The organism is Streptomyces olindensis (assembly GCF_040645895.1).
Lineage (GTDB): Bacteria > Actinomycetota > Actinomycetes > Streptomycetales > Streptomycetaceae > Streptomyces > Streptomyces olindensis.
Window position 1 is genome coordinate 124,056 of record NZ_JBEYZD010000009.1, and the last position, 22,548, is coordinate 146,603.

Here is a 22,548-nt window from a genome sequence, read left to right on the forward strand (position 1 = left end):
CCGTACGGAGTAGCCGCCGCGTCCCTGCGGATGCGGCGGGCGACCGCGCGGGGGAGGCTCCAGGCGTCTGGAGGTTCACGATGGGTTCCCTGAGAGTCACTCTCTGCACGACCGTCCTGGCCGCGGCCGCCCTGACACCGGTGGCGTACGCGGCGGACACGGGGGGCGTCTCGGTGTTCCCGGCGACCCCCGCGCCCGGCAGTGACGTCGCCCTCCGGGTGACCGGCTGCGCGCAGCGGACGGCCGTCGCCGCGTCGGCGGCGTTCGTCGCGGACGCCCGGCTCACCGTCACCGACGGCGCGCGCGAGCTGACCGGCGAGAGCCGGGTCCGCTCCACGCTCACGGCGGGGACGTACGCCGTGAAGGTCACCTGCGGGGACGCCGAACGAACCGGCACGCTCACGGTCCGGGACGGCGACCGGCGGCGCGCCGTTCCGGGCGCCGCCGGACAGTCGGCCGCCGCCGCAGCCGGGGCCGACGGGCAGTCGGCCGCACCGGGAGCCGGCGACGAATCGTCCGGGCCCGAGGCGTCCGTGCCGCCGGGTCCGCACGCCTCCCCCGTCGCTCCCGTGCGGGCGGGCGGCGGGGGCGCCGCCGACCTGGTCGCCGCCGAGGAACGCGGGGCCGGGCCGGGCACGGCCCAGGGTGTGACCGGCCTGGTGCTCGCGGGAGTGGCCGCGGTGGTCGTCGCGCTGGGCGGTGTCCGCCGGAGCCGCGGAACGGACTGACCATGTCCGACCAGGAACAGAGGTTCTCCGTGGGCACCGGCCGCCTGCTGGCCGGCGTCGCCTGGGTCGTGCTGCTGCTCGGGCTGTGGCTGTGGGGCCGCGAGGTCACCGACGTACGGCACGGCATCTCCGCCCCCACCACCGGCGACATGGCGGCGGCCGGCCGGCCCCCGGACGTGAAGCTGCCCCCCGCCCACCGCCCCCTCACCGACGCGCTGCCGCAGCGCGTCGACATCCCCGGGCTCGGCGTCCAGGCACCCATCGTGGCGCGCGGCCTGGACGCGCGCGGGGCGCTCGACCCGCCGCCGTACGACCAGCCGGGCGTGGTCGGCTGGTACGCGGGCGGCGTGGCCCCCGGGGCGCCCGGCACCGCGCTGCTGGTCGGCCACGTCGACACCGACACCCGCCCGGCCGTCTTCTACAAGGTCAGCGCCATGCGGCCGGGCCAGACGATCCGGGTGATCCGGGCCGACGCCAAGGTCGCCGAGTTCACCGTCGAGTCGGTCCAGGTCCTCACCCGTGACCGCTTCGACGCCCACCAGGCGTACGGCCCGCGCCAGTCGGGCCGGGCCGAGCTGCGGCTGGTCACCTGCGGCGGCAGCTTCGACCGCGCGACCCGCAGCTACACGGCGAACGTGGTGGTGTCGGCGTACCTGACGGGGACCGGCCTGTGAGGCGCCCACCCAGCCCGGTCGACGGCCCGCTCCCCCTGAAGCCGCCGACCGGGCCGGTCCTCGACCGCGCGCGCACGGGCTGCGGGAGTAACCCGGCGAGCTGCGCGGGAGGCCGCGGGAGCACGGTGGGTGAATCTCTGGCCGGAGCCCGGGCCCGGCTGAGAAGACTCTAGAACCAAAGGGCCGCCCGGGCCTAGAGGTTGAATAACGCCAAGTCCCGATACGGTGGCTCTGCGTCATCCGCGCAGGTCGGGTTCGGCTCGTGGGTGCAGCGGGACGTATGTCAGGATTGAGACTTGGAACGGTGCACCCAAGGGGGAGTTGGATGTACGGCAGCAGGGGGGAAGGGGCGTCCGCGGGGAGGCGGATGTCCGCAGTGGTGCTGGGGGCGGCACTGCTGATCACGGGGTGTTCCTCGGACGGCGGGGGAGACGAACCGGACAAGAGCGCCGCTGATTCAGGCGCCGGGATCACCCAACAGCCCAAGGAGACCGCCCCGTTCTGGGTCAACCCGGACGGCACCGCGGCCCGGCAGGTCGCCGCCCTGGAGAAGTCCGGCAAGGAGCAGGACGCCGAGGAGATCCGCAAGATCGCCGAGCAGCCGGTCGCCGAGTGGATCGGCCCGGACAACCCCCAGGAGCAGACCCGGGGCTTCACCGAGGCCGCCGACAAGGCCGGCCGTACGGCCCTGCTCGTCCTCTACAACATCCCGCACCGCGACTGCGGCCAGTACTCCCAGGGCGGCGCCGCCGACGGCAACGCCTACCGCGAGTGGGTCGACGGCGTGGCGGCGGGCATCGGCGACCGCTCCGCCACGGTCGTTCTCGAACCGGACGCGCTGCTCCACCTCGTGGACGGCTGCACCCCGGAGCAGTTCCACGAGGAGCGCTACGACCTCCTCAAGGGCGCCGTCGGCAAGCTGAAGTCCCTGAAGAACACGAAGGTCTACCTCGACGCGGGCAACGCCGGCTGGCAGAACCCCGACCAGATCTTCGAGCCGCTGAACCGCGCGGGCATCGCCCAGGCCGACGGCTTCTCGGTGAACGTCTCGAACTTCTACTCCACCGAGGACTCCATCGCCTACGGCAAGCAGCTCTCCGCCAAGGTCGGCGGCAAGCACTTCGTCATCGACACCAGCCGCAACGGCAAGGGCCCGTACACCGAGGGCAACCCGGACGAGCGCTGGTGCAACCCGCCCGGCCGCGCCCTCGGCGAGACCCCGACGACGAAGACGGCCGACCCGCTGGTCGACGCCTACCTGTGGGTCAAGCGGCCCGGCGAGTCGGACGGCGAGTGCAAGGGCGGCCCCAAGGCGGGCCAGTGGTGGGCGGACTACGCGCTGAAGCTGGCGAAGGCCAGCTCCTAGCAGACGTCCTCGACCTGGTCGGGGTCGACCGCCAGATTCCTCTCGTCCTCGTTCAGTTCCCGCTGCGCGAGGGCGCACAGGCGGTCGGCCCATCGCTCGGGGTCGAAGGGGATCACGGAGGTCCGTGACCCGTCGATGATGGTCAGGTGCCTGCCGTCGGTGCTCGGGGAGAGGGCCGAGCCGTAGCCGACGTAGTAGCGGTAGGTGTCCTGGCGGTCGGTCACGTCCCAGACGACTTGTTCGCCGGCGGCGGTGGTGGTGTGGAGCCCGCGGTTGCCGAGGAAGCGGCCGAGATAGTAGACGCCGTTTCTGGTGAGGGTCTGTTTCCAGACCTTCTTCCGCACGTCCCACAGGTGCACCGAGCCGCCGGAATACTGCACGGCGAGCAGCTTTCCGTCGGGGGAGAGGCTGAAGGAACGGATCGGCCGGTCGCGTCCGTCCTTGGGATCCTTCTCGAACCACTTCGTGAACTCGCCGGTGGTGAAGTCCCAGACCCCGACCTCGTCCAGCGTGCGCACCAGTGCCTGCGGTCTGCCGGGGACGGCGGTGGCGAAGGTGCCCGCGGCTTCGTTGGCGAGCTGCTCGGCTGCCTGGGCCCTGGGCTGGTAGGTCTCACCGTCCGGCTTGCCGGTGTCGAGCCGCCAGCGGGAGACGTACGACAGTCCCGAGATCACGGCATGGTCGTCGTCGGAGAAGCTCAGGTTGATCCAGGACGGGACGAGCCCTGTGGTGGGGTCCGGGCCGGAAGCCGTGAGGCCCTCCGGGGCGGGCAGTTCGAGGACGTGCTCCTCCCTGAGGGAGCTGCCCTCGATCCGCCAGACGAGGACCGTCCGCTCGTCCTGGGCGATGGTCAGCATCCGCCGTCCGTCCGGGCTGAAGGCCGCGTACATACGGGCCAGCGGCCGGGACGGACGCGCGGTCGCGAGGAGACGGTGGTCGGCCAGGTTCCACAGCTGGAGGCCGGTGCCCTTGGAGTCGATGACGGCCATCCTGCCGCTCGGCCCGTCCGGTGTGCGGATGCGGTTGAGCAGGGCGTTGGTGTCGAACGAGGTGGGCGGCCGGACCCGTACGGTGACGATGCTGCCGCCGACCGCGACGGCCGCGCGCAGGTCACCGGGAGGCCCGGCGAGCGCGACCGCGGGGAAGTTCGCCCTCCCGGTGACGTTCTGGTCCTCCGGAGCGGCGGCGGGCGCGTCGAACGTGGCCGGCCAGCCCTTCTCCAGGTCGACGACGAGGAACCGCATCCGGCCGAGGTCCGTGCCGATACGGCCGGTGGGGTTGACGAGGTAGCGACCCGAGGCGTCGAGCCGGGGCGTGTTGAGCGGGCACAACCCCTGGAAGCCGCTGTTGTGCCAGTTCCGGAACCGCTCGGGCGATGAACCCAGCCGCCATGCTTCGAGCACCCCTTGGGTCGTGCAGGTGACCAGGACGGCGCCGTTGCCGCTGACCGTCGCGGAGGCCGTGGCCTGCTCGCCCCAGGGGCGGTTCAGCGTGCCGCTTTCGAACTGCCAGGAGACCAGCCGGCCCCGCACGTCGTCCACGGCGGCGTCCTTGGGCACGATCCGCGCCACCACCGTGCCGTCCGCGGCGAACCAGGCCTGTGCCGCGTCCCAGTCCTTCGGCGGGACGAGCGTACGGCCCGTGCGGCGGCCGTCCTCCGCGTTCCACACGAGCACGCCCTCGCGGGGAATCGCGGCGAGGATCCGCTTCCCGTCCCCGTCGAAACGCAGGTCGTGGACTCCGCGCGGATTCTTGTCGACCGCCTCGCCTTCCCGCAGGGTGATGAGCCGCGGGACATCCGAGGACGACGGCACCCCGAGGGAGATCACGCCCCAGTCGGTCGCCCGGGCCACGGTCCGGCCGTCGGGTGAGATGGCGATACGTTCGTTGTTGCTTCGCTTCGTGAACTTGACGGGCTTGGGCCGGGCCGTGCCGCGCAGGTCCATTTTCACGAAGTCGCCGTTGGCCAGCACGGCGTAAGCGAACGTGCCGTCCTCCGTGAGCGCCACGTCCTCGACCTCATGACGCCCCTCCATCACCACCCGCTCCACGTCCTGCAACCGCAAGTACTGCGCCAGCAGCGCGGAACGGGCGTCCGGCCGGGCCTCCGCCCGGTACGCCCCGACCGTGTACAGCGAGGAGACCGTCAGGGACGTGCCGTCGAGACTCGCGGCCTGCTGCGCCAGCCGGTCCGAGGCCAGCCGCCGCTGCTCCGTCAGCAGGTTCAGATACAGCACGGACACCACGGCCGCCGCCACCACGGCCAGCACGGTGACGACGGCCCACAGCATCCGCAGATACCGCTTCCGGCGCTCGGATCTCGCGGCCTCGGCCGCCTTGCGCTCCCGCAGCCGGACACCGGCCTCGATGAACTCCCGGTCCTCGTCAGTCAGTTCACCCGGGCGCTCCGCGAGCCACCGCTCCGCCACCGGCAGCGCCGGATCCTCCAGCAGCAGCCCGTCCGGCCGCCCGGCCCGCCACCAGCGGGCCCGGTCGTAGCGGAGTTCGCCGCGCCAGGTCAGGAACGTACGGTCGTTCTCCACCTGCTCGGCCAGCGGCTGCCAGTGCTCGATGAGCGCCTCGTGGGCCAGCTCGACCGTCTCGCCCCGCTCGGGGTCCGCGCCGAGGACGAGGACCCTGGCCTCGGCGAGCTCGCGGGCGATCGCCCACCGCTCCTCACCCGCGTCACGTCGGGCGAGCCGGGCGCGCAGGGCCGTGCCGCTGCCGGGCGGCACCTGGACCAGCGCCCGCAGCAGCCCGGTCGCGGCCTCCGGCGTCGCCCCGCGCAGCGCCCGCTGCCACGCCGAGTCGGCCCGGCTGCTCAGCACCCCGCCGAGCCCGCCCAGTTCACGGTAGGTGCCGAGGCGGAGCCGGCCGCCGACCTGCCGGTCCCACAGGGTGGTCAGGACGAAGCCGAGCAGCGGCAGGGCGCCGGGGCGGCCCGCCGCGTCCTCGATGAGCCGGTCGGCCAGGCCGCTGTCGTACTCCACCCCCGGAAAGGCCCGCAGCGGCAGCCGGACCACCTCGGTGAGCTGCTCACGGGTCATCAGGCCCAGCTGGTGCGCGGGCGCCCCGCCGACCAGACGGCTCAGCTCCGGGTGGCGCAGGGCCGCGTCCTGGAAGTCCGTACGCAGCGCCACCAGGACGCCCACCCCGGGGTGGCGGGCGGCGTCGAGGAGCGCGTCCACCAGGGCACGCATCTCCTCCTCGGGACGCAGCAGCAGCGCCTCCGCCTGGTCGACGGCCAGCACGAGCCCGGGAGCGGACCGGTGCTCCCGCAGGGCCGCCCCGACCGAGGCGGCGTCCGGCAGACGGCCCTCCGCGCGCAGGGTGACGACCTCCACGTCCCGTTCCTTCAGACGGGGCAGCACGCCCGCCATGAGGAGGGAGGACTTGCCGGAGCCGGACGGGCCGGTCAGGGTCACGCAGCCCTCGGGCGTCCCGTGCGGGCACAGCAGGCCGGTGACGGCGTCGACGTCCTCGTCCCGGCCGAAGAAGTGCGCGCTGTGCTCCTCGGTGTACGGGCGCAGTCCGGGGAAGGGGGAGGAGGGCGCGAGGAGTTCGGCCAGGCGGGGCAGTTCGTCGAGGATCGTGCGGGTCGGGATGCAGAAGCTCTGCCCCCGGTGCGCCGGTGAGATCGAGGCGACGATGCCGACGACGGCACCGAGCTCGTCGTCCCACACGGCGGCGCCGCTGAAGCCGGGCTGGATCGGGTCCGTCTGGCCGTCGAGCGGGGACATCTGCAGGCGGCCCGTGCCGGTGCGGGCACGCAGCCGGGCGGTGTGCCAGCCGCCGCCCGTGTCGTCCCTGGGCAGTCCGAAAACGATGGCCGGGTGGTCCCAGACGTCCCGGGGCGCCACCATGACGACGGGCCGGGCCTCGGGCAGCGGACGGGTCAGCGACAGGACGGCCACGTCCCCGGTGCCGTTCGCGCGCACCGGCACCCAGTCGCGTACGACGGCCTCCACCGACTCGCCCTCCCGGAGGACGAGGGTGACGCGCACGAGCCCGTCGGGCCGCTCCTCCCACCGCTCCGGCAGACCCAGCGCGTCCAGCACGACATGGGCGCAGGTCAGCACCAGGGTGGGCGCGATGACCGCCCCCAGGCCGCCGATGTGCCCGTCCGCGCCCATGACCTGGACGGTCGCGGCCGCCAGGACCTCCTGGGCCACCGGACCCGACGTGGTCGACTCGGTCATCTCCCGTTTCCCCCGCCACCGTTGACCACACGTGCCGATCTCGTACCGAGAGCACACCACGTGCCGTGTGCAGGTCAAGCCCGTTTCCCGTCAACGGCCCTCGCGGGAAGACATGCGAAAGGGGCGCCCTCCACACCGGAGAGCGCCCCAACCGATCGACGTCTAGGGCACCTTGACCCACTGCGCCTTGCTCGGCGTCCCCCGGTCGTCCGTCACGAACAGCATGTACCAGCCCGCCTGGACCAGGTTCCGGTTCTCCGGCATGGTCACCGTCAGCTTGTCGCCGGAGGCCTCGAAGTCCAGCGCGATGGACCGCTGGTCGACGTCCGTGACGTGCGTGGCGGCGCTCGGCCGGATCAGCCGGACCTTCTTGACCTTCGCCGCGTCCGACGAGGTGAACGTCCCCGTCCCGCCGCGCTCGATGGTCTGCGGCCCACCCGCCAGCGAGGGCCGGTCCCCGTCGCCGTAGAGGTACGGCGGGGTGTAGATCTCGATGCGCTGCTCGAACTTGCCCGGCTTGGTGTTGGCCTTGTCGGCGTACAGCGAGTCGGAGCCGAAGAACATCACGCGCCCGTCGGGCAGCAGGATCGACCCGGAGTGGTAGTTGCGGCCCACCAGCGGGTCGGCGACCCGCTTGAGCTCGTTCTTCTCCGTGTCGTACAGCCGCGCCTCGAAGATGTTGGAGTCGCCGCGGCCCCGGTAGTCCTCCGAGCCGCCGGAGATCAGCACGCTGTCGTCGGGCAGGATCGAGGCGTTCGGGTAGCGCGTGCCCTTGTCGAGCGAGGGGCCGTCGACGAAGCGCGGGTCGTCGTCCTTCAGGTCGACGATCCGGGTCTTCTCGCTGGACTGCTGGGACTCGCCGACGCCACCGCCGCCGATCACCATGTACTTCTCGTCCTGCGCCGGCGGCAGCAGCACCGTGCCGGAGGTCTCCATCAGCTTGGGGTCGCTCAGCCCGGGGACCTTGGTGAACTTGTTGGTGTCCACGTCCCAGACGCCGGGGTCGCGGCCCACGTTGTCCGGACCGTAGCCCGCGTTGGAGCCCGAGTAGAAGACCTTGCCGTTCTGCATGAGGAACAGCGCCGGGTAGGTCGGGAACTGCCGGACCTCGTCGGTGTAGGTCCACTTCTTGGTCTTCGGGTCGAAGATCTCGTTCTTGCCCGGGACCAGCTGGCCGATGTCGTCGAGGCCGGAGACGCTGAGGATCCTCCCGTCGCTCAGGGTGGTGAGCGTCGGGTACCAGCGGGCCTCCTTCATCGGGTCGACCTTGATGTACTTCTCGGCCACGGGGTCGAACTCGAAGGCGTCCCGGATCCCCTGGAAGTCCTTCTTGTCCAGGGCGAGCTTCTGCGCGATGCCGTAGGTGTTGCGCGCGTCGGCGCCGTCCAGGCCGTGCACGCGGTAGTTGTCCTGCGTGCCCGTCTCGAACTTCTTGCCCCGCTTCTGCGCCTCGACGTAGATCCGGCCGAGGCCGGGGTCGTTGCGCAGGAACTTGCCGGTCGCCTTGTCGAAGACCTTCTTGGCGCGCGGCACGAGCACCGGGTCCTTGGAGACGAAGGTCTTGCCGTTCTCCTTGCCGGTGAACTTCGTGCCGGCGGGCAGCGTGATCGGCTTGTCCGGGTTCTCGTTGTGGACGATCATCAGGCCGCCGGCCTTGGTGACGTCACCCTTGAGCTTCTCGTACCGCTTGGTGCCGCCCGCGATCAGCAGGTTGCCGTTGGCGAGCTGGGTGTGGCCGGTGCAGAACAGGTCGCTGGGCGTGGGGACCTTCTTGATCGTGCCCTTGACCGGGTCCCAGATCCGGGTGTCGAACCTCTTCGCGTCGAAGTTCTCCTGGTTGTTGCCCGACCCCGCGACGAGCAGCACCTTGCCGGTGCGCAGCAGCGCCGCGTGGATCGTGTTCTGCCGGTACTCCTCGGGAAACTCGATGATCTCCCACTTGCCGTTCGCGGCCTTGTACTCCGGCTGGTTGATCTTGTACTGGTGGTATTTCTCGGTGCTGAAGCGGTAGAGCCACGGCCCGTTCATCCCGGCCAGCGCGAGTACCACCGCCGTGCCGATCGCGAGTCGACGGGCCCGGCGGCGGCCTGCACGGTCGTTCATTCCTTACGTCCCCCAAGTCCACCAAGGGCGATCTGCATGGTCTGGTCGGTTCCCCCGACCTCCCCGTTGCCGCCAGGGGTGGCGGCCCAACTGGGCTTGTTCTGCGGGGCGTGCGGCGCCTGCTGCTGCGGGATGGGCAGCGGCTGCGTCCGGTGCGGCCCGGCAGGGTCCTGAGGCTGCTCCGCGGCGTGGCGGCCGGGCTTCTTCGCCTCCTGCCGCAGCTGCCAGCGCCAGGCGAAGATCGGCGAGGCGGTGATCAGCAGCGCGAACGTCGCCCAGATGATCATCGCGGGGTGGGAGTTGCCGAAGACGAAGCCCGCCGCGATCGAGGCGGCGAAGATCAGGATGAAGTACCAGTGGTAGCGGAACGTGCCGAACCAGCGGTCCGGGCTCGCCGAATCGCCCTTGGGGGTGACCACGAACTTGCTCTTGCGCCGCAGCACCGAGTCGATCAGCGCCTTCGCGTACAGCGGCGCCGACAGCGCGGACATCACCATGCCGGCCACACCGCCGGAGCCCTCCGGCTCGTGCGGCGAGACGTTGTGCCGGCGGTTCCAGACGTACAGGCCGATCTGCAGGGCGGAGGCGTTGCCGTAGAGCATCAGCCAGACCGCCGGGTCGATGTTCACACCCGAGGCGCCCAGGCCCAGGAACAGCGCACAGCTGAGCGCCGCCAGGATCCAGTTCAGGGCCGACATCGGGTAGAAGATGATCATCATGGTGTAGTTGAAGAGCTTGCTCGGCGGCAGCGAGTACCAGCCCTTCCAGTACTGCCCGATGATCGTCTCGTACGTCCCTCGCGACCAGCGCATCTGCTGGGTGAAGAAGTCCGTCCAGGCGCTCGGGCCCTCACCGACCGCGAGCACGTCCGGCGTGTACACCGAGCGCCACTTCTTCCCCGTCGCCGGGTTCTTGTGGCGGTGCATCTCGAAGCCGGTCGCCATGTCCTCGGTGATCGAGTCGTACAGGCCGCCGATCTGCTTCAGCGCCTTGATGCGCACGGCGTTGGAGGTGCCGACGAACATCGGGGAGCCGTAGCGGTTGCCGGCGCGCTGGATCAGCGCGTGGAAGAGGAACTGCTGCGACTCGGCGGCCTTGGTGATGGGGTTGTCGTAGTTGCCGTAGACCTGCGGGCCGATGACGAAGCCGACGTCCGGGTCGCGGAAGAAGCCGAGCATCCGCTCCAGGTAGTTGGGCAGCGGCACGTGGTCGGTGTCGACCGAGGCGAAGAAGTCGTAGTCGTCGCCGTGGGCTTCCAGCCAGGCGTTGTAGTTGCCGTGCTTGGTCTTGGCGCGGTGCGGGCCCTTGGCCTGGTTCCACTTCGCGACGCCCTTGCGGGAGAAGTGGTGCACGCCCAGGCGCTCGCAGACCGCCTTCACCTCGGGGTCGTCGCCCTCGTCGAGCAGCCACACGTGCATGAGGCCCCGGTGGCGGATCTTCACCGCGGCCTCGAGCGTCTTCGTCACCATCTCCAGCGGCTCCTTGCCGGGCACGAAGGAGGTGAGGAAGGCCACTCTGGTGCCGACCTCGGGCACCACCGGGATCGGGTCGCGGGCGACCAGCGTGGCGTGCGCGTTGGACAGCACGTTCATGCAGCGGAAGAACTCGATCAGGCCGATCGAGACGAGCATGACGACGTCGAGCGCCGGCAGCCAGTCGAAGGCCGGGTAGTCGCGCTCGGTCCAGTGCTCGGGCTGCAGCAGCCAGAACAGCAGCACCAGGGACAGCACCGGGGCCGCGGCCAGCATCAGGGCGACCCGGATGCGGTGCGGCTCCTGCGAGATCAGCGAGCGGTACTGCACCTTGTACGGCTTGCCCGGATCGGGCTGGGTGAGGGGACCCGCGAGCCGGCTGTAATGCTCGTAGTCGTATCTCGGCAGCGTCTTCTTGATCCGCCGGAACGTCCCCGTGGTGCTCATCCGATGCGCCGGCACCCTGAGCTGGGTGGTCTGGGACGGGTCGTGGTCCTGCCGGGCGCCCGTCGGCCTCGACGTCATGAGTCATCCCCCCACACGCGGAACAGCCGCGTGTTTCGTCGCTTCCTACCGTCTGCGACAGGTCCCCCTCGACCTTCACAGACGTATCAGTGGTGGGTCGCTGTCACCACGTCATCCACACCCTATAGACACGGCAACGCGACCTTCCGGTTGCATGATGCCCCCCTCGGCATCGCTTCATGAACGGGGCCCCTACCCCCGCTCGATCCGCAACCGGCTCCGAATCCCCCCAACTGCCGCGAAACCGCAGCATCTTGAAAAACCAGATAACCAGGGTTCTACGGCGTTCATCATGATCGCAAGATGCGAAACGCGGTGTTTACCGGTCATACGCGTTCATTGTGGCGGGTGTGGGGACTCTGTGGAGCCGGTGTGGACAGGCGGGCGCGGATGTTGCCGAAGTGCTCTCGTATGGCATCCTCCGCCCGCATCGAGTCGCCGGACCGGACCGCGTCGAGGATCTCCCGGTGCTGCCGGCAGGTCACCTTCGGGTCCTGCGGCTCACCCCCGAGGTCCGTGCGGACCCGGTGGAAGGCGTCCCAGAAGGCTTCCAGGACCTCGCTCAGCAGCACGTTGTCCAGCCCCCGGTAGAGGGTGGCGTGGAAGGCCCGGTCGGTCTCGGCGAGGCCGGCTCCGCGCGCGGCCTGCTCTTCCATACGGTCGACGAGCGCGTCCAGTTCAACGAGGTCCGCGCGCGGTATCCGCCCCGCGAGCCGGGAGACGAGCCCCGTCTCCACGGCCTCCCGGAGTTCGAGCAGCTGGAGCAGGGAGTCCTCGCCCCGGTAGTGCCCGGCGACCGTGCGGAAGGCGAGGCCCTCGATCATCGGTGCGAGTGACATCGGGCCGACGTACGTCCCGAACCCGTGCCGGATCTCCACGATGCCCATGGCCTGGAGCGCCTTCAGCGCCTCCCGCACCGAGTTCCGGCTCGCGCCGAGGTACTCCATCAGCTCGGGCTCGGTCGGCAGCGGGGCCCCGGAGGCCAGCCGGCGGTCGATGATGAGCTTCTTGATCCGCTCCTGGAGGTCACGCGCTGCCATGGCGAGAGGGTATCCGGCCAATCGCACGGTGGGCCGGGTTCCGGCCACACAAGGGAGACACGCGGGAACGCAAAAGGCCCCTCGCTTCCGCGAGGGGCCTTCCGGTCGGTGCGATCGAGCCACGCCGCGCTTCGGTCCCGGGGCGCTGTGACGCCGAGGGGAGGGGGTGTGGGGGGCGGAGCCCCCACGACGCGCGGCGAAGCCGCGCAATAACAGAGATGGCGAGGTGGTTCGCGCTTTCCGCGAACACGCCTCGCCATCGTCATCGTGCGCCGCCAGGGACTCGAACCCCGGACCCGCTGATTAAGAGTCAGCTGCTCTAACCAACTGAGCTAGCGGCGCCTGCTGACGTCGTCACTCTACAGGACGCCCGGAGGTGCTCCCGACCACCGGCCCGGGCCCGGGGCGGCCCCCGGATGGCCCCCGCGTACATCATTCGGACCGTCAGCATGCGCGTGCGGAAGACAGTTGCGAAACTGACGACGCGCGCCCGGACGTGCACGGGTGCCGCATTTTCCGCCGGAAGTGTGAGGGGAATCGCATGGAGTCTCCGGTATTCGAGGAAATCGACCCCGCGAGCGACTGCGACTGCCCCGGCTGCGTCCACTGGCGCCGCGTCCTGCCGCATTCCCCGGCCGGCCGCACCACCGCCCACCCGGCCGCGCGCCCCCAAGCTCTCGGCTGCGCTCGAGCAGGGGGGACCCCCATCGCCCTCGCCCTGGCCGCCGTCGCGTCCGCCGCACTCGGCGCCGGTCATGCCGCACCGGCCGCCGCCGCCCCGCACGCCTCGCACCGCCAGGACGTTTCCGCAGGTGAGGAGCCTGAGACCCCGCAGGGTGAGAAGGCCCCGCTGCATGGCCCCGGAGGCCGGCCCGCCAAACCCGCGGCCGCCCCCAAGCCCTCCGCCATCACTCGCGCGGAGATCATCAAACGGGCCAAGACCTGGGTCGCCGCGAAAGTGCCGTACAGCATGACCGCCTACTGGTCCGACGGTTACCGGCAGGACTGTTCGGGCTATGTCTCGATGGCCTGGCAGCTGCCCGGGAACGAATGGACGGGCAGTCTCGCCCAGTACGGGGAGCGGATTTCCAAGGAGGAACTCCAGCCGGGCGACATTCTGCTGTTCCACAATGCGTCCGACCCCGAGAAAGGCTCGCACGTCACCATTTTCGGCGGCTGGACGGACTACACGCACAGCTACTACATCGCCTACGAGCAGACCCGCCCGCACACCCGCCGGCAGTCCACCCCGTACGCGTACTGGAGCGATTCCGACCAGTACGTCCCCTACCGCTACAAGGGCGTCAGCCCTGAGGAGCCGGAGCCCGAGCCGGACAGCGGGAAGCCCGGCGCCCCGGCTGCCACGCCCTACCCGGGAGCGGCGTATTTCGGCCCCGGCGCGCACAACAAGTACGTCACGCTGCTCGGCCGCATGCTCGTCGCGCGCGGGGCCGGCGCCGCCTACGCCTCGGGTCCGGGACCGCGCTGGACGGACGCGGACCGGCGGGCGACCCGGGCCTTCCAGCTGGCCCAGGGCTGGACCGGCGCGGACGCGGACGGCCTGCCCGGGCCGCGCACCTGGGAGCTGCTGGCCACCGGCCGGGGCAAGGACGTGAAGGACGGCGCCGTCGGACCCCCGCCCTCCTCGCACGGCGTCCCCGGCTACCCGGGCCGGGCGATGTTCCGGCCCGGCGCCAGCAACGCGTACGTCACCCGGCTCGGGAGGCAGCTGGTGCGCAAGGGGTTCGGCAGGTTCTACACCGTCGGGCCGGGGCCGCGCTGGGGCGAGGCGGACCGGCGTGCCGTCGAGGCCTTCCAGCGCACCCAGGGCTGGCGGGGCGGCGCGGCGGACGGCTATCCGGGGCCGGAGACCTGGCGCCGGCTCTTCTCGTAGGCCCGGCCGACGGGTCCCGAACCCCGGTCGGACCCTTCCGGCGGGTCCCGCACCCGGCACCGGGGACCATCTGTGACGCATCTGGCGCGGAGGCTGGAGGCACGCATGAGTACGACCACTTCCCACACGTCCGAGCCCGACGGACCGGCCGAGGGGCCGGCCCGGCCCGCCCGGCTCATCCAGAACGAGGCCACCACCGAGATCCCCGTCCACCTCCTGTTCCGCGACGACCCCGACCCGGCCACGGTGGCGCTGAAGCCCGCGGTGGTGAGCCGCAGGCAGGGCACGGGGGAGCAGCCGCGCCTGCGGCGCGCGGTCGCCGCTGCACCGCGGCCCGTGCCGCAGGTCGACCCCGATCTGGTGGAGCGGCCGGCCCGGGTGCTGCCCGGTGCGGCGGGCGTGCTGGCCGGGGCGTGCGGGGCGGCCGGCTGCGTGGCCACCTCCTGGTGGGCCGGGGTGCTGCCGCAGCTCGCCCTGGAGGCGCTGCGGCTGCCCGCGCAGGCGGGGGCCGGGCTCGGCCCCGTGCAGTGGGCGGCGTACGCGGGAGCCGCGGCGCTCGGGCTGTTCGGGTTCGGCGGGCTGGCCCGGGGCCGGACCGGGCGGGCCTGGGTGCTGGACCTGTTCGGCCGTTACCGGGGGACCGTCCGGCGCTCCGGCCTGCTGTGGGTCAACCCGCTGCTGCTGCGCCGCCGGGTGGACGTACGGCTGCGGCACTGGCGCAGTGAACCGGTGCCCGCGGTCGACGGGAGCGGGGTCGCGCTGCGGGTGGTCGTGCTGGTGGTGTGGCGGGTGCGGGACACCGCGCGGGCCACGCTGGGGGTCGAGGACCACGAGACGTACCTGCGCGAGTGCGTGGAGGCGGCGCTGGCCCGGGTGCCGGTGGAGATGCCGGGCGGGGCGAAGGGCGCCGGGGACGCTGCGGCCGAGGCGCTGACCCGGCTGGTGGCGGCCGACGCGGCACCGGTCGGGCTGGAGGTGTTCTCGGTGCAGCCGGTCCGGGTGGAGTACGCCCCGGAGGTCGCCGCCGCGATGCACCGCCGCCGGATCGCCGCGCTGGACGCCCAGCACCGGGCGAGCGTGCTCACCTCGGTCGTCGACTCGGTGGAGGACACGGTCACCCGGCTGACCATGCGGGGGCTGGTCGAACTCGACGACTACGAGCGGAAGGTGCTGGTGAAGGACCTGACGGTGGCGTTCTGCGCGGGCCGCGGGGAAACAACCCCGTGATTGGTATGGACATGTTCAACTAACCTCCCTACTCTCAGACTTGGTCTAGACCTACCTGCACGTCAGCTCACTGAAACCCCCACGTTCTCCAGGAGCGGCAGCATGCGTACAAGGACCAAGTTGTCCGCGGTCGCGGTGGGACTGGCCACGACCGGAGCCCTCGTACTCTCCTCCGGCGGCGCCAGCGGCCACGGCTACACCGACCTCCCCATCAGCAGGCAGAAGCTCTGCCAGAACGGCACCGTGGCCAACTGCGGCGCCATCCAATGGGAACCGCAGAGCGTCGAGGGCCCGAAGGGCTTCCCGGCCTCCGGACCCGCCGACGGGCAGATATGCAACGCCGGCCTCGGCCACTTCGGCCAGCTCAGCGCACCCCGGACGCCGTCCGGCGGCGCGTGGCCCGCCACGAAGGTGACGGGCGGCCAGAACTACACGTTCCGCTGGCAGTTCACGGCCATGCACGCCACGACCGACTTCAAGTACTACATCACCAAGCCGGGCTGGAACCAGAACCACAACCTGGCCCGGTCCGACCTCAACCTCACGCCGTTCTTCACGGTGCCGTACAACGGGCAGCGCCCGCCGTCGACCCTCTCCCACACGGGCAGGCTGCCGTCCGGGCTCAGCGGACGGCACGTCATCGTCGCGGTGTGGACGATCGCCGACACGGCCAACGCGTTCTACGCCTGCTCGGACGTCACCTTCTGAACCTCTGAGGTTCTCTTGAGTCACCGGTGCGGCCGGCGTGGGTACGTTCCTCCCACGCCGGCCGATCGGGGCCGGCGCATCGACTTCGGGGGACGCGCGATGCACCTGATCTTCTACGTCGTGCCCGGCCTGATCATGGCCCTGGCGGTCTTCATGGCCTACCGCGTCCTCCGGCGCTGGCTGCAGATCCGGGGCGCGTGGAACAGCGGCCTGACGGCCGAGGCCCGGTGCCTGCGGGCGTTCACGACGGTGAGCGGCGGCCACGGCGACACCTCGGTCCGCACCACCCTCCACCACGTCTACGAGTTCATCACCCACGACGGCCGGGTCATCCGCTTCGAGGAGGAGGGCGGCCCCGCGACCACCGTCGAGGGCGACTACGTCACGGTCCACTACACCGACGGCCGCCAGGTCGTGGCCACGGCCCAGCCGCCGAGCCGGGCGAGGCAGGCCATGACCACCGTCGGCATCCTGGCGTTCCTCGGCGTGGTCGTCGTCTTCTGCGCCGGGTTCGTCACCGCGTACAGCCAGACCTTCGGCCCGAACGGCGACTTCGTCTTCAGCGTCGACAGCGAGACGTCCGTGGCGCCCTGACCCTCCACATCTGACGGTACGTCAACTACCGTGCGCGCCCATGGACTCCAGCGCGAGCACGGTCGCGGAACTCGTCGCCGGCCGGTGGGGCGACCACCGGCCGGGACTGTGGTGCGGGGAGCGCGTGCTGACCCACCACGAGGTGGCGGCCGGAGCCGCGGCCCGGGCGGCACTGCTCGCCGAGTGGCTGCCGCCGGGCGCCGCACCCCACATCGGCGTCCTGCTCGACGACACCCCCGAGTTCCCCCTGTGGCTGGGTGCGGCGGCCCTGGCCGGGGCGGCGGTGGCCGGAGTCAACCCGACCCGCCGGGGCGCCGAGCTCGCCCGCGACATCCTGCACACCGAGTGCCGGATCCTGGTCACCGAACGGGCCCACCTGCCGCTGCTGCGCGACCTGGACCTGCCCGGCGTCCGCCTGCTGGTGACGGACGAGGCGGACTGCGCCGAACTCCTCGCGCCCTACGCGGACGCCCGGCCGGACGCCTCCCGGGCCACGCCCCGCGACCGCCTCCTCCTCTACTTCACCTCCGGCTCGACCGGCGCGCCCAAGGCCGCGCTCTGCTCCCAGGGGCGACTGGCCGCGGCCGGGCAGGCGCTGGCCGGGCAGTTCTCCCTCGGCCCGGACGACGTCCACTACCTCTGCATGCCGATGTTCCACGGCAACGCGGTGATCGCCGGCTGGGCGCCCGCGCTGGTGACGGGGGCGGGCGTGGCGCTGCGCCGCCGCTTCTCGGCGTCCCGCTTCCTGCCGGACGTGCGCCGGTACGGGGCGACGTACTTCACGTACGTCGGCCGGGCGATCCAGTACGTGCTGGCCACCGAGCCGGGGCCGGACGACCGGGACAACCCGCTCCGGCTGGGGTTCGGCACCGAGGCGGGCGCGGTGGACGCGGCGGCGTTCGCGCGGCGGTTCGGGGTGCGGCTGGTGGAGGGGTACGGCTCGTCGGAGGGCGGGGCGGCCGTGCAGTGGTCGCCGGGGACACCCCCGGGGGCGGTCGGCCGGGCGGCGCCCGGGCTGGTCGTCCTCGCCCCGGACACCGGCGAGGAGTGCCCGCCGGCCCGCTTCGACGCGGCGGGGCGCCTGCTCAACGGGGACGAGGCGATCGGCGAGCTGGTCAACCGGGGCCCGAGCCCCTTCGAGGGCTACTGGCGCAACCCGGCGGCGGAGGCGGAGCGGCGCAGGGGAGGCTGGTACTGGACGGGCGACCTCTTCTACCGGGACCGCGAGGGCTACCTCTACTTCGCCGGCCGCACCGACGACCGCCTCCGCGTCGACGGCGAGAACCTGGCCGCCGCGATGATCGAGAACATCCTCGCCCGCTACGAGGGAGCAGCCGCGGTCGCCGTGTACGCGGTGCCGGACCCGGTGACGGGGGACCAGGTGATGGCGACGATCGCCGGGACGTTCGACCCGGAGGGGTTCGCGGCGTTCCTGCGCGCGCAGCCCGACCTGGGGACGAAGATGGCGCCCCGGTTCGTGCGGGTGGTGGAGCGGATGCCGGTGACGGCGACGAACAAGATCCAGCGCGCGGCATTGCGGAGAGAGGGTTTCCGCTGCGCGGACCCGGTGTGGTGGCGGCCGCCCGGAGCGCCCCTGTATCGGCCGCTGACCAGGGAAGACGTCGAAGGGCCCCTTGCTCCCACAAGGGACCCTTCGGCAGGGAGTGTGGGGGGCGGAGCCCCCACGACGCGCGGCGAAGCCGCGCAATAACGGAGATGGCGAGGTGGTTCGCGCTTTCCGCGAACACGCCTCGCCATCGTCATCGTGCGCCGCCAGGGACTCGAACCCCGGACCCGCTGATTAAGAGTCAGCTGCTCTAACCAACTGAGCTAGCGGCGCATGACTCACGCCGACCGTCGGAAGCGTGTTCCGCGGTGGGCGACGCAGAAAATACTACCTGGTCCCAAGGGGTGCTCCGAACCACCCGGCGCGGCGCTAGATCGCCATGGACAGCAGGACCGGCGCGGCGTTGCGGTTGAGGGTGTCCGCGGCCTGGCGCAGGCGGTGGGCGTGTTCGACCGGGAGGGACAGGGCCAGGCAGCCGACGGTGGAGCCGGCCGTGATGGGGACGGCCGCGCAGATCGTGCCGACCGCGTACTCCTGGAGGTCCAGGACGGGCACGGTGGGCGGCTGGGCCTCCAGCCGGGAGAGCAGCAGCCGGTCGCTGGTGATCGTGCGCGAGGTGAGGCGGGCCATCTTGTGCCGGGCGAGGTGGTCGCGGCGGCCGGCGTGGTCGAGCTGCGTGAGCAGGCTCTTGCCGATGGCGGTGGCGTGGGCCGAGGAGCGGAAGTCGACCCACTCGTTGACCTTGGGGGTGGCCGGGCTGTCGGCGTACTGGGTGACGCTGATCTCGCCGTCGACGTAGCGGCTCATGTAGACGGCGGCGCCGACCGAGTCGCGCAGCCGGTCGAGGGTGTGCTGGAGCTTGTCCCGCAGGGCCTGCTCGCGGTGGTGGGCGGAGCCGAGGCGGGTCAGGGTCTCGCCCGCGACGTAGGCGCCGTCGGTGATCTGCTCGACGTAGCCCTCGCGGCGCAGCATGCGCAGCAGCGTGGTGAGCCGCTCCGGTCCGATGCCGGTGCGCCGGGCGAGCTCGGCGTCGGTGACGCCGGAACTGTCCCGCGCCACCGTCTCCAGGACGCGCAGGGCTTCCTGGGCCGAGTGGTAGGGGGTGGTCGGCTCGTGCGTCAGCGCCACGGTGGTCTCCCCTGCGCTTGCTCTGAGGGCCGTAATCCGGTCAGTGAACCTTTCTCAGGTTAACCGGCAAAGGGCCCGCGCGGAGCGGGGGTTGACAAGATTCCCGGGCGCCCGGACCGGGACATTGACCCGCTGGCATATGCCAGCAGCATGCCCCAGTCCGGCGATCCGGCATTCCGCCTGGTCACCGCCCGTAGTCACAGCACTGCGCTGAGAAACTCCCGCGTCCGGTCCTTCTCCGGCTCGCTGAAGATCTTCTCCGGCGAGCCGGCCTCGATGATCCGGCCCGAGTCGAACATCAGCACCTGATCGGAGATGTCCCGGGCGAAGTTCATCTCGTGGGTCACGCAGAGCATCGTGATGTCGGTGGAGCGGGCGATGTCCCTGAGCACGTCGAGCACACCCGCGACCAGCTCCGGGTCGAGCGCGGACGTCACCTCGTCCAGGAGCAGCACCTGCGGCCGCATCGCCAGCGCCCGGGCGATCGCCACCCGCTGCTGCTGGCCGCCGGACAGCTGCGCCGGGTGCTTGTCGAGGTGGTCGGTCAGCCCGACCAGCTCCAGCAGCTCGCGCGCCCGCTCCTCGGCGGCGTCCTTCGACATGCCGAGGACCGTGACCGGCGCCTCGGTGATGTTGCGCAGGACCGTCATGTTCGGGAACAGGTTGAACTGCTGGAACACCATCCCGATCTTCTTGCGGACCTCGCGGACCTGCTTCTCGGGCGCCGGGAACAGCCGCTCCCCGTCCACGGTGATCGTGCCCTCGTCGGGCTTGGTCAGCGTCATCAGCAGCCGCAGGATCGTGGTCTTGCCGGATCCGGAGGGGCCGATCAGCGTGACGTGCTTGCCGGCGTCCACGGAGAAGTCCAGGTGGTCCAGGACCGTGTGGTCGCCGAACCGCTTGGTGACCTGCTCCAGCCGGATCAGCTCGCCGCCGCTCCTGGGCGGGTTCTTCTCGGGGTTGGGGAGGGTGTCAGTGGACAAGGCGTCGCTCCAGAACTCGCAGGGCAAGGGAGGCCAGGTAGGAAATGACGATGAAGGCCACTCCGATCACCGTCAGCGGCTCGGTGAACTGGAAGTGCTCCTGCGAGAACAGGCGCGCGTGGCCGAGCATCTCCAGGACGGTGATCGCCATCAGCATCGGCGTGTCCTTGAGCATCGCGATGACGTAGTTGCCGAGCGCGGGCACGACCCGGCGCACCGCCTGCGGCAGGATCACCGCGGTCCACGTCCGGCGCAGCGGCAGGTTCAGTGCCGTCGCCGCCTCCCACTGCCCGGTCGGCACGGCCTCGATACCGGCCCGGTAGACCTGCATGGTGTACGTCGAGTAGTGCAGGCCGATCGCGAAGACACCGGTGGTCAGCGCCGAGAACGTCAGGCCCCACTCGGGCAGCACGTAGAAGAGGAAGAACAGCTGCACCAGCAGCGGGGTGTTGCGGACGAACTCCGTGACCGCCCCGACCGGCCAGGTCACCCAGCGCGTCGGCACCCGCATCAGCAGCGCCCACACCAGGCCCAGCACGAAGGAGATCAGCGAGCCGATCACCAGGATCTGCAGGGTGACCAGCAGGCCTTCCCAGAAGTCCGGCATGAAGTCGGAGACCGCGCTCCAGTCCCAGTTCATCGGACCGCCTCCACCACGACCGGCTCAGGCGCCCGGGTCTTGCTGTCGGGCTTCTTCCCGACCCCCGCCTTGAGCTTCTTCTCCAGACCGCGCATGACCCGGGTGAGCAGGAAGGCGATCACGAAGTAGACGATCAGGATGTACGTGTAGATCTCCGCGCTCTCCTGCAGCGCCAGGCGCACCAGGTTGCCGCTGAACGCCAGATCGCCCATGCCCATGATCGACACCAGGGCGGTGCCCTTGAGCAGTTCGATCAGCAGGTTGGAGAACGGCGGGATCATCTCCGGCACCGCCTGCGGCAGCAGGATCAGCTTCATCCGCTGCCAGGGCGTGAAGCTGAGCGCGATGCCGCCCTCCTTCTGCGCCGGGTCGACCGCGTTCAGCGCGCCGCGCACGATCTCGGAGCCGTACGCCCCGTAGGTCAGGCCGAGCGCCAGCGTGCCCGCCCACAGCGGCACCAGCTGCCAGCCGAAGGCCGGGGGCAGCACGAAGAACACCCAGAAGATCATCACCAGCGCCGAGGTCCCGCGGAACACCTCGGTGTAGAAGCCCGCGAGGAAGCGGACGATCCACAGCCGGTGGGTGCGCGCGACGCCGACCACGAAGGAGACGGCGGCCGCCAGCAGCGCGCTGCAGACGAGCAGCTGGATCGTGACCCAGGCGCCCTTGAGTACCAGTTCCCAGAGTCCCGAGGTCATCCGCCGCAGAGCTCCTTCGCGGTCAGATCCGTCATCTCGGCCTCGGTGAAACCGAACGGCTTGAGGATGCGGAAGAGTTCGCCGCTCTTCTTGAGCTTGCGAAGCTCCACGTTGAAGGCGTCGCGCAGGTTCGTCTCGGTCGGCCGGAACGCGAAGGCGCCCCCGTCGACGTGCGGCTTGCCGCCCACGAGCGGCTTGAAGGGCTCGGTGGCCTCCGCCTTGGCGGACTTCTTCACCACCTCGCGCACGGTGAGCGCCGTGCCGGCGAACACGTCCACGCGTCCCGCCTCGACGGCGTTCAGCCCCGCCACCTGGTCCGGGACGATGAGGATGTCGCTCTCCTTGTACCCCGCCTCGACGGCGTACTGGATCTCGGCGTAGCCGGTCCCGGTGGCGAACTTCGCCTTCTTCTCGACGATGTCCTTGTAGCTGCGCAGCCCCTTCGGGTTGCCCTTGCGGACGATGAACGCGTCGAGCATCTGGTAGTCCGGGTCGGAGAAGATGACCTGCTCGCAGCGCTCCGGGTTGACGTACATCCCGGCGGCCACGACGTCGAACTGCTGGGAGTTCAGGCCCGGGATGAGCGAGCCGAACTCGGTCGGCACGGGCTGCACGCGGTCGACGCCGAGACGCTTGAAGATCACCTTGGCCAGTTCCGGTGCCTCGCCGGTCAGCTCGCCGTTCTTGTCGATGAATCCGAACGGGATCTCACCGGCGATGCCGAGCCGGACGACGCCCGCCGCCCGGAGGCGGTCGAGGAGGTCACCGCCCTTGACGTCCGAGGCGGTGGCGACCCGGCTGCATCCGGCGGCGCCCACTGCGCCGAGCGCCGCGACCCCCGCGAGCAGCGACCGGCGTGTGGGCCCGGATATGGCCTGGAGTAGGGGTTCGGGTTTTCTCGATGGGCTTCTGCGTGGTGGAGCCATGGGCGCGCGGCTACCCGACCGCATGAGAGTTATGCCGATCTTTTCAAGCCCCGCACTCTCCCCGCGCGCCCTTGAC

At 71.1% G+C, this 22,548-nt stretch carries 17 protein-coding genes and 2 tRNA genes; 8 read left to right on the forward strand and 11 right to left on the reverse strand.

Features of this window, described 5'->3' with window-relative positions:
* Window positions 1–80: 80 nt before the first annotated feature.
* The 3 genes from ABZ948_RS07950 (at window position 81) to ABZ948_RS07960 (ending at window position 2,768) form a co-directional block, all read left to right on the forward strand.
* Window positions 81–728, forward strand: coding sequence for a hypothetical protein (locus ABZ948_RS07950; protein ID WP_359758070.1), 648 nt, complete (start codon window positions 81–83; stop codon window positions 726–728).
* Window positions 729–730: 2 nt separating this feature from the next.
* On the forward strand, window positions 731–1,402 hold the full coding sequence (locus ABZ948_RS07955) for a class F sortase (RefSeq protein WP_359758071.1): 672 nt from the start codon (window positions 731–733) through the stop codon (window positions 1,400–1,402).
* 325 nt (window positions 1,403–1,727) lie between these two features.
* Entirely contained in the window at window positions 1,728–2,768 is a 1,041-nt protein-coding gene (locus ABZ948_RS07960) for a glycoside hydrolase family 6 protein (protein WP_359758072.1), read from the forward strand.
* Here ABZ948_RS07960 and ABZ948_RS07965 read toward each other — a convergent pair.
* From ABZ948_RS07965 to ABZ948_RS07985, 5 genes are all read right to left on the reverse strand, one after another.
* On the reverse strand, window positions 2,765–6,967 hold the full coding sequence (locus tag ABZ948_RS07965) for an nSTAND1 domain-containing NTPase (protein ID WP_359758073.1): 4,203 nt from the start codon (window positions 6,965–6,967) through the stop codon (window positions 2,765–2,767). The genes ABZ948_RS07960 and ABZ948_RS07965 overlap by 4 nt on opposite strands.
* Before the next feature lie 162 nt (window positions 6,968–7,129).
* Window positions 7,130–9,070, reverse strand: coding sequence for a radical copper oxidase GlxA (gene glxA / locus ABZ948_RS07970; protein ID WP_359758074.1), 1,941 nt, complete (start codon window positions 9,068–9,070; stop codon window positions 7,130–7,132).
* Window positions 9,067–11,067 carry a glycosyltransferase family 2 protein gene (locus ABZ948_RS07975; RefSeq protein ID WP_359758075.1) on the reverse strand — a complete coding sequence of 667 codons (2,001 nt, stop codon included), beginning with the start codon at window positions 11,065–11,067 and terminating at the stop codon, window positions 9,067–9,069. The genes glxA and ABZ948_RS07975 overlap by 4 nt, the downstream gene beginning before the upstream one ends.
* A gap of 326 nt (window positions 11,068–11,393) precedes the next feature.
* Window positions 11,394–12,107: a FadR/GntR family transcriptional regulator gene (locus tag ABZ948_RS07980; protein ID WP_359758076.1), complete on the reverse strand. Its 714-nt coding sequence runs from the start codon at window positions 12,105–12,107 to the stop codon at window positions 11,394–11,396.
* A 268-nt stretch (window positions 12,108–12,375) separates the two neighbouring features.
* Window positions 12,376–12,449 (reverse strand) — tRNA-Lys (locus ABZ948_RS07985).
* A 199-nt stretch (window positions 12,450–12,648) separates the two neighbouring features.
* Here ABZ948_RS07985 and ABZ948_RS07990 point away from each other — a divergent pair.
* The 5 genes from ABZ948_RS07990 (at window position 12,649) to ABZ948_RS08010 (ending at window position 18,241) form a co-directional block, all read left to right on the forward strand.
* Window positions 12,649–14,001 (forward strand): peptidoglycan-binding protein, encoded by a 1,353-nt coding sequence (locus ABZ948_RS07990; RefSeq protein WP_359758077.1) that lies wholly within the window; start codon window positions 12,649–12,651, stop codon window positions 13,999–14,001.
* A 105-nt stretch (window positions 14,002–14,106) separates the two neighbouring features.
* Complete coding sequence (locus tag ABZ948_RS07995; protein ID WP_359758078.1) at window positions 14,107–15,228, forward strand: SPFH domain-containing protein; 1,122 nt, start codon at window positions 14,107–14,109, stop codon at window positions 15,226–15,228.
* A 102-nt stretch (window positions 15,229–15,330) separates the two neighbouring features.
* Window positions 15,331–15,936, forward strand: a complete 606-nt coding sequence (locus ABZ948_RS08000) for a lytic polysaccharide monooxygenase auxiliary activity family 9 protein (protein ID WP_359758079.1) — start codon at window positions 15,331–15,333, stop codon at window positions 15,934–15,936.
* 99 nt (window positions 15,937–16,035) lie between these two features.
* Window positions 16,036–16,530 carry a hypothetical protein gene (locus ABZ948_RS08005; RefSeq protein WP_359758080.1) on the forward strand — a complete coding sequence of 165 codons (495 nt, stop codon included), beginning with the start codon at window positions 16,036–16,038 and terminating at the stop codon, window positions 16,528–16,530.
* Window positions 16,531–16,570: 40 nt separating this feature from the next.
* On the forward strand, window positions 16,571–18,241 hold the full coding sequence (locus ABZ948_RS08010; protein ID WP_359758081.1) for an AMP-binding protein: 1,671 nt from the start codon (window positions 16,571–16,573) through the stop codon (window positions 18,239–18,241).
* A gap of 55 nt (window positions 18,242–18,296) precedes the next feature.
* On the opposite strand, the gene ABZ948_RS08015 is transcribed toward ABZ948_RS08010, so the two are convergent.
* The 6 genes from ABZ948_RS08015 to ehuB all read right to left on the reverse strand — a co-directional run bounded on the left by ABZ948_RS08015 (window position 18,297) and on the right by ehuB (window position 22,472).
* Window positions 18,297–18,370: transfer RNA gene (locus tag ABZ948_RS08015), tRNA-Lys, on the reverse strand.
* Window positions 18,371–18,466: 96 nt separating this feature from the next.
* Entirely contained in the window at window positions 18,467–19,225 is a 759-nt protein-coding gene (locus tag ABZ948_RS08020) for an IclR family transcriptional regulator (RefSeq protein WP_359758082.1), read from the reverse strand.
* A gap of 197 nt (window positions 19,226–19,422) precedes the next feature.
* Window positions 19,423–20,208, reverse strand: coding sequence for an ectoine/hydroxyectoine ABC transporter ATP-binding protein EhuA (gene ehuA, locus ABZ948_RS08025; RefSeq protein ID WP_359758083.1), 786 nt, complete (start codon window positions 20,206–20,208; stop codon window positions 19,423–19,425).
* On the reverse strand, window positions 20,198–20,848 hold the full coding sequence (ehuD, locus tag ABZ948_RS08030; protein ID WP_359758084.1) for an ectoine/hydroxyectoine ABC transporter permease subunit EhuD: 651 nt from the start codon (window positions 20,846–20,848) through the stop codon (window positions 20,198–20,200). The genes ehuA and ehuD overlap by 11 nt, the downstream gene beginning before the upstream one ends.
* A complete protein-coding gene (gene ehuC, locus ABZ948_RS08035; RefSeq protein WP_359758085.1) occupies window positions 20,845–21,546 on the reverse strand; it encodes an ectoine/hydroxyectoine ABC transporter permease subunit EhuC in 702 nt (233 codons plus the stop codon). The genes ehuD and ehuC overlap by 4 nt, the downstream gene beginning before the upstream one ends.
* Window positions 21,543–22,472 (reverse strand): ectoine/hydroxyectoine ABC transporter substrate-binding protein EhuB, encoded by a 930-nt coding sequence (ehuB, locus tag ABZ948_RS08040; RefSeq protein WP_359758086.1) that lies wholly within the window; start codon window positions 22,470–22,472, stop codon window positions 21,543–21,545. The genes ehuC and ehuB overlap by 4 nt, the downstream gene beginning before the upstream one ends.
* Between the last annotated feature and the right edge of the window lie 76 nt (window positions 22,473–22,548).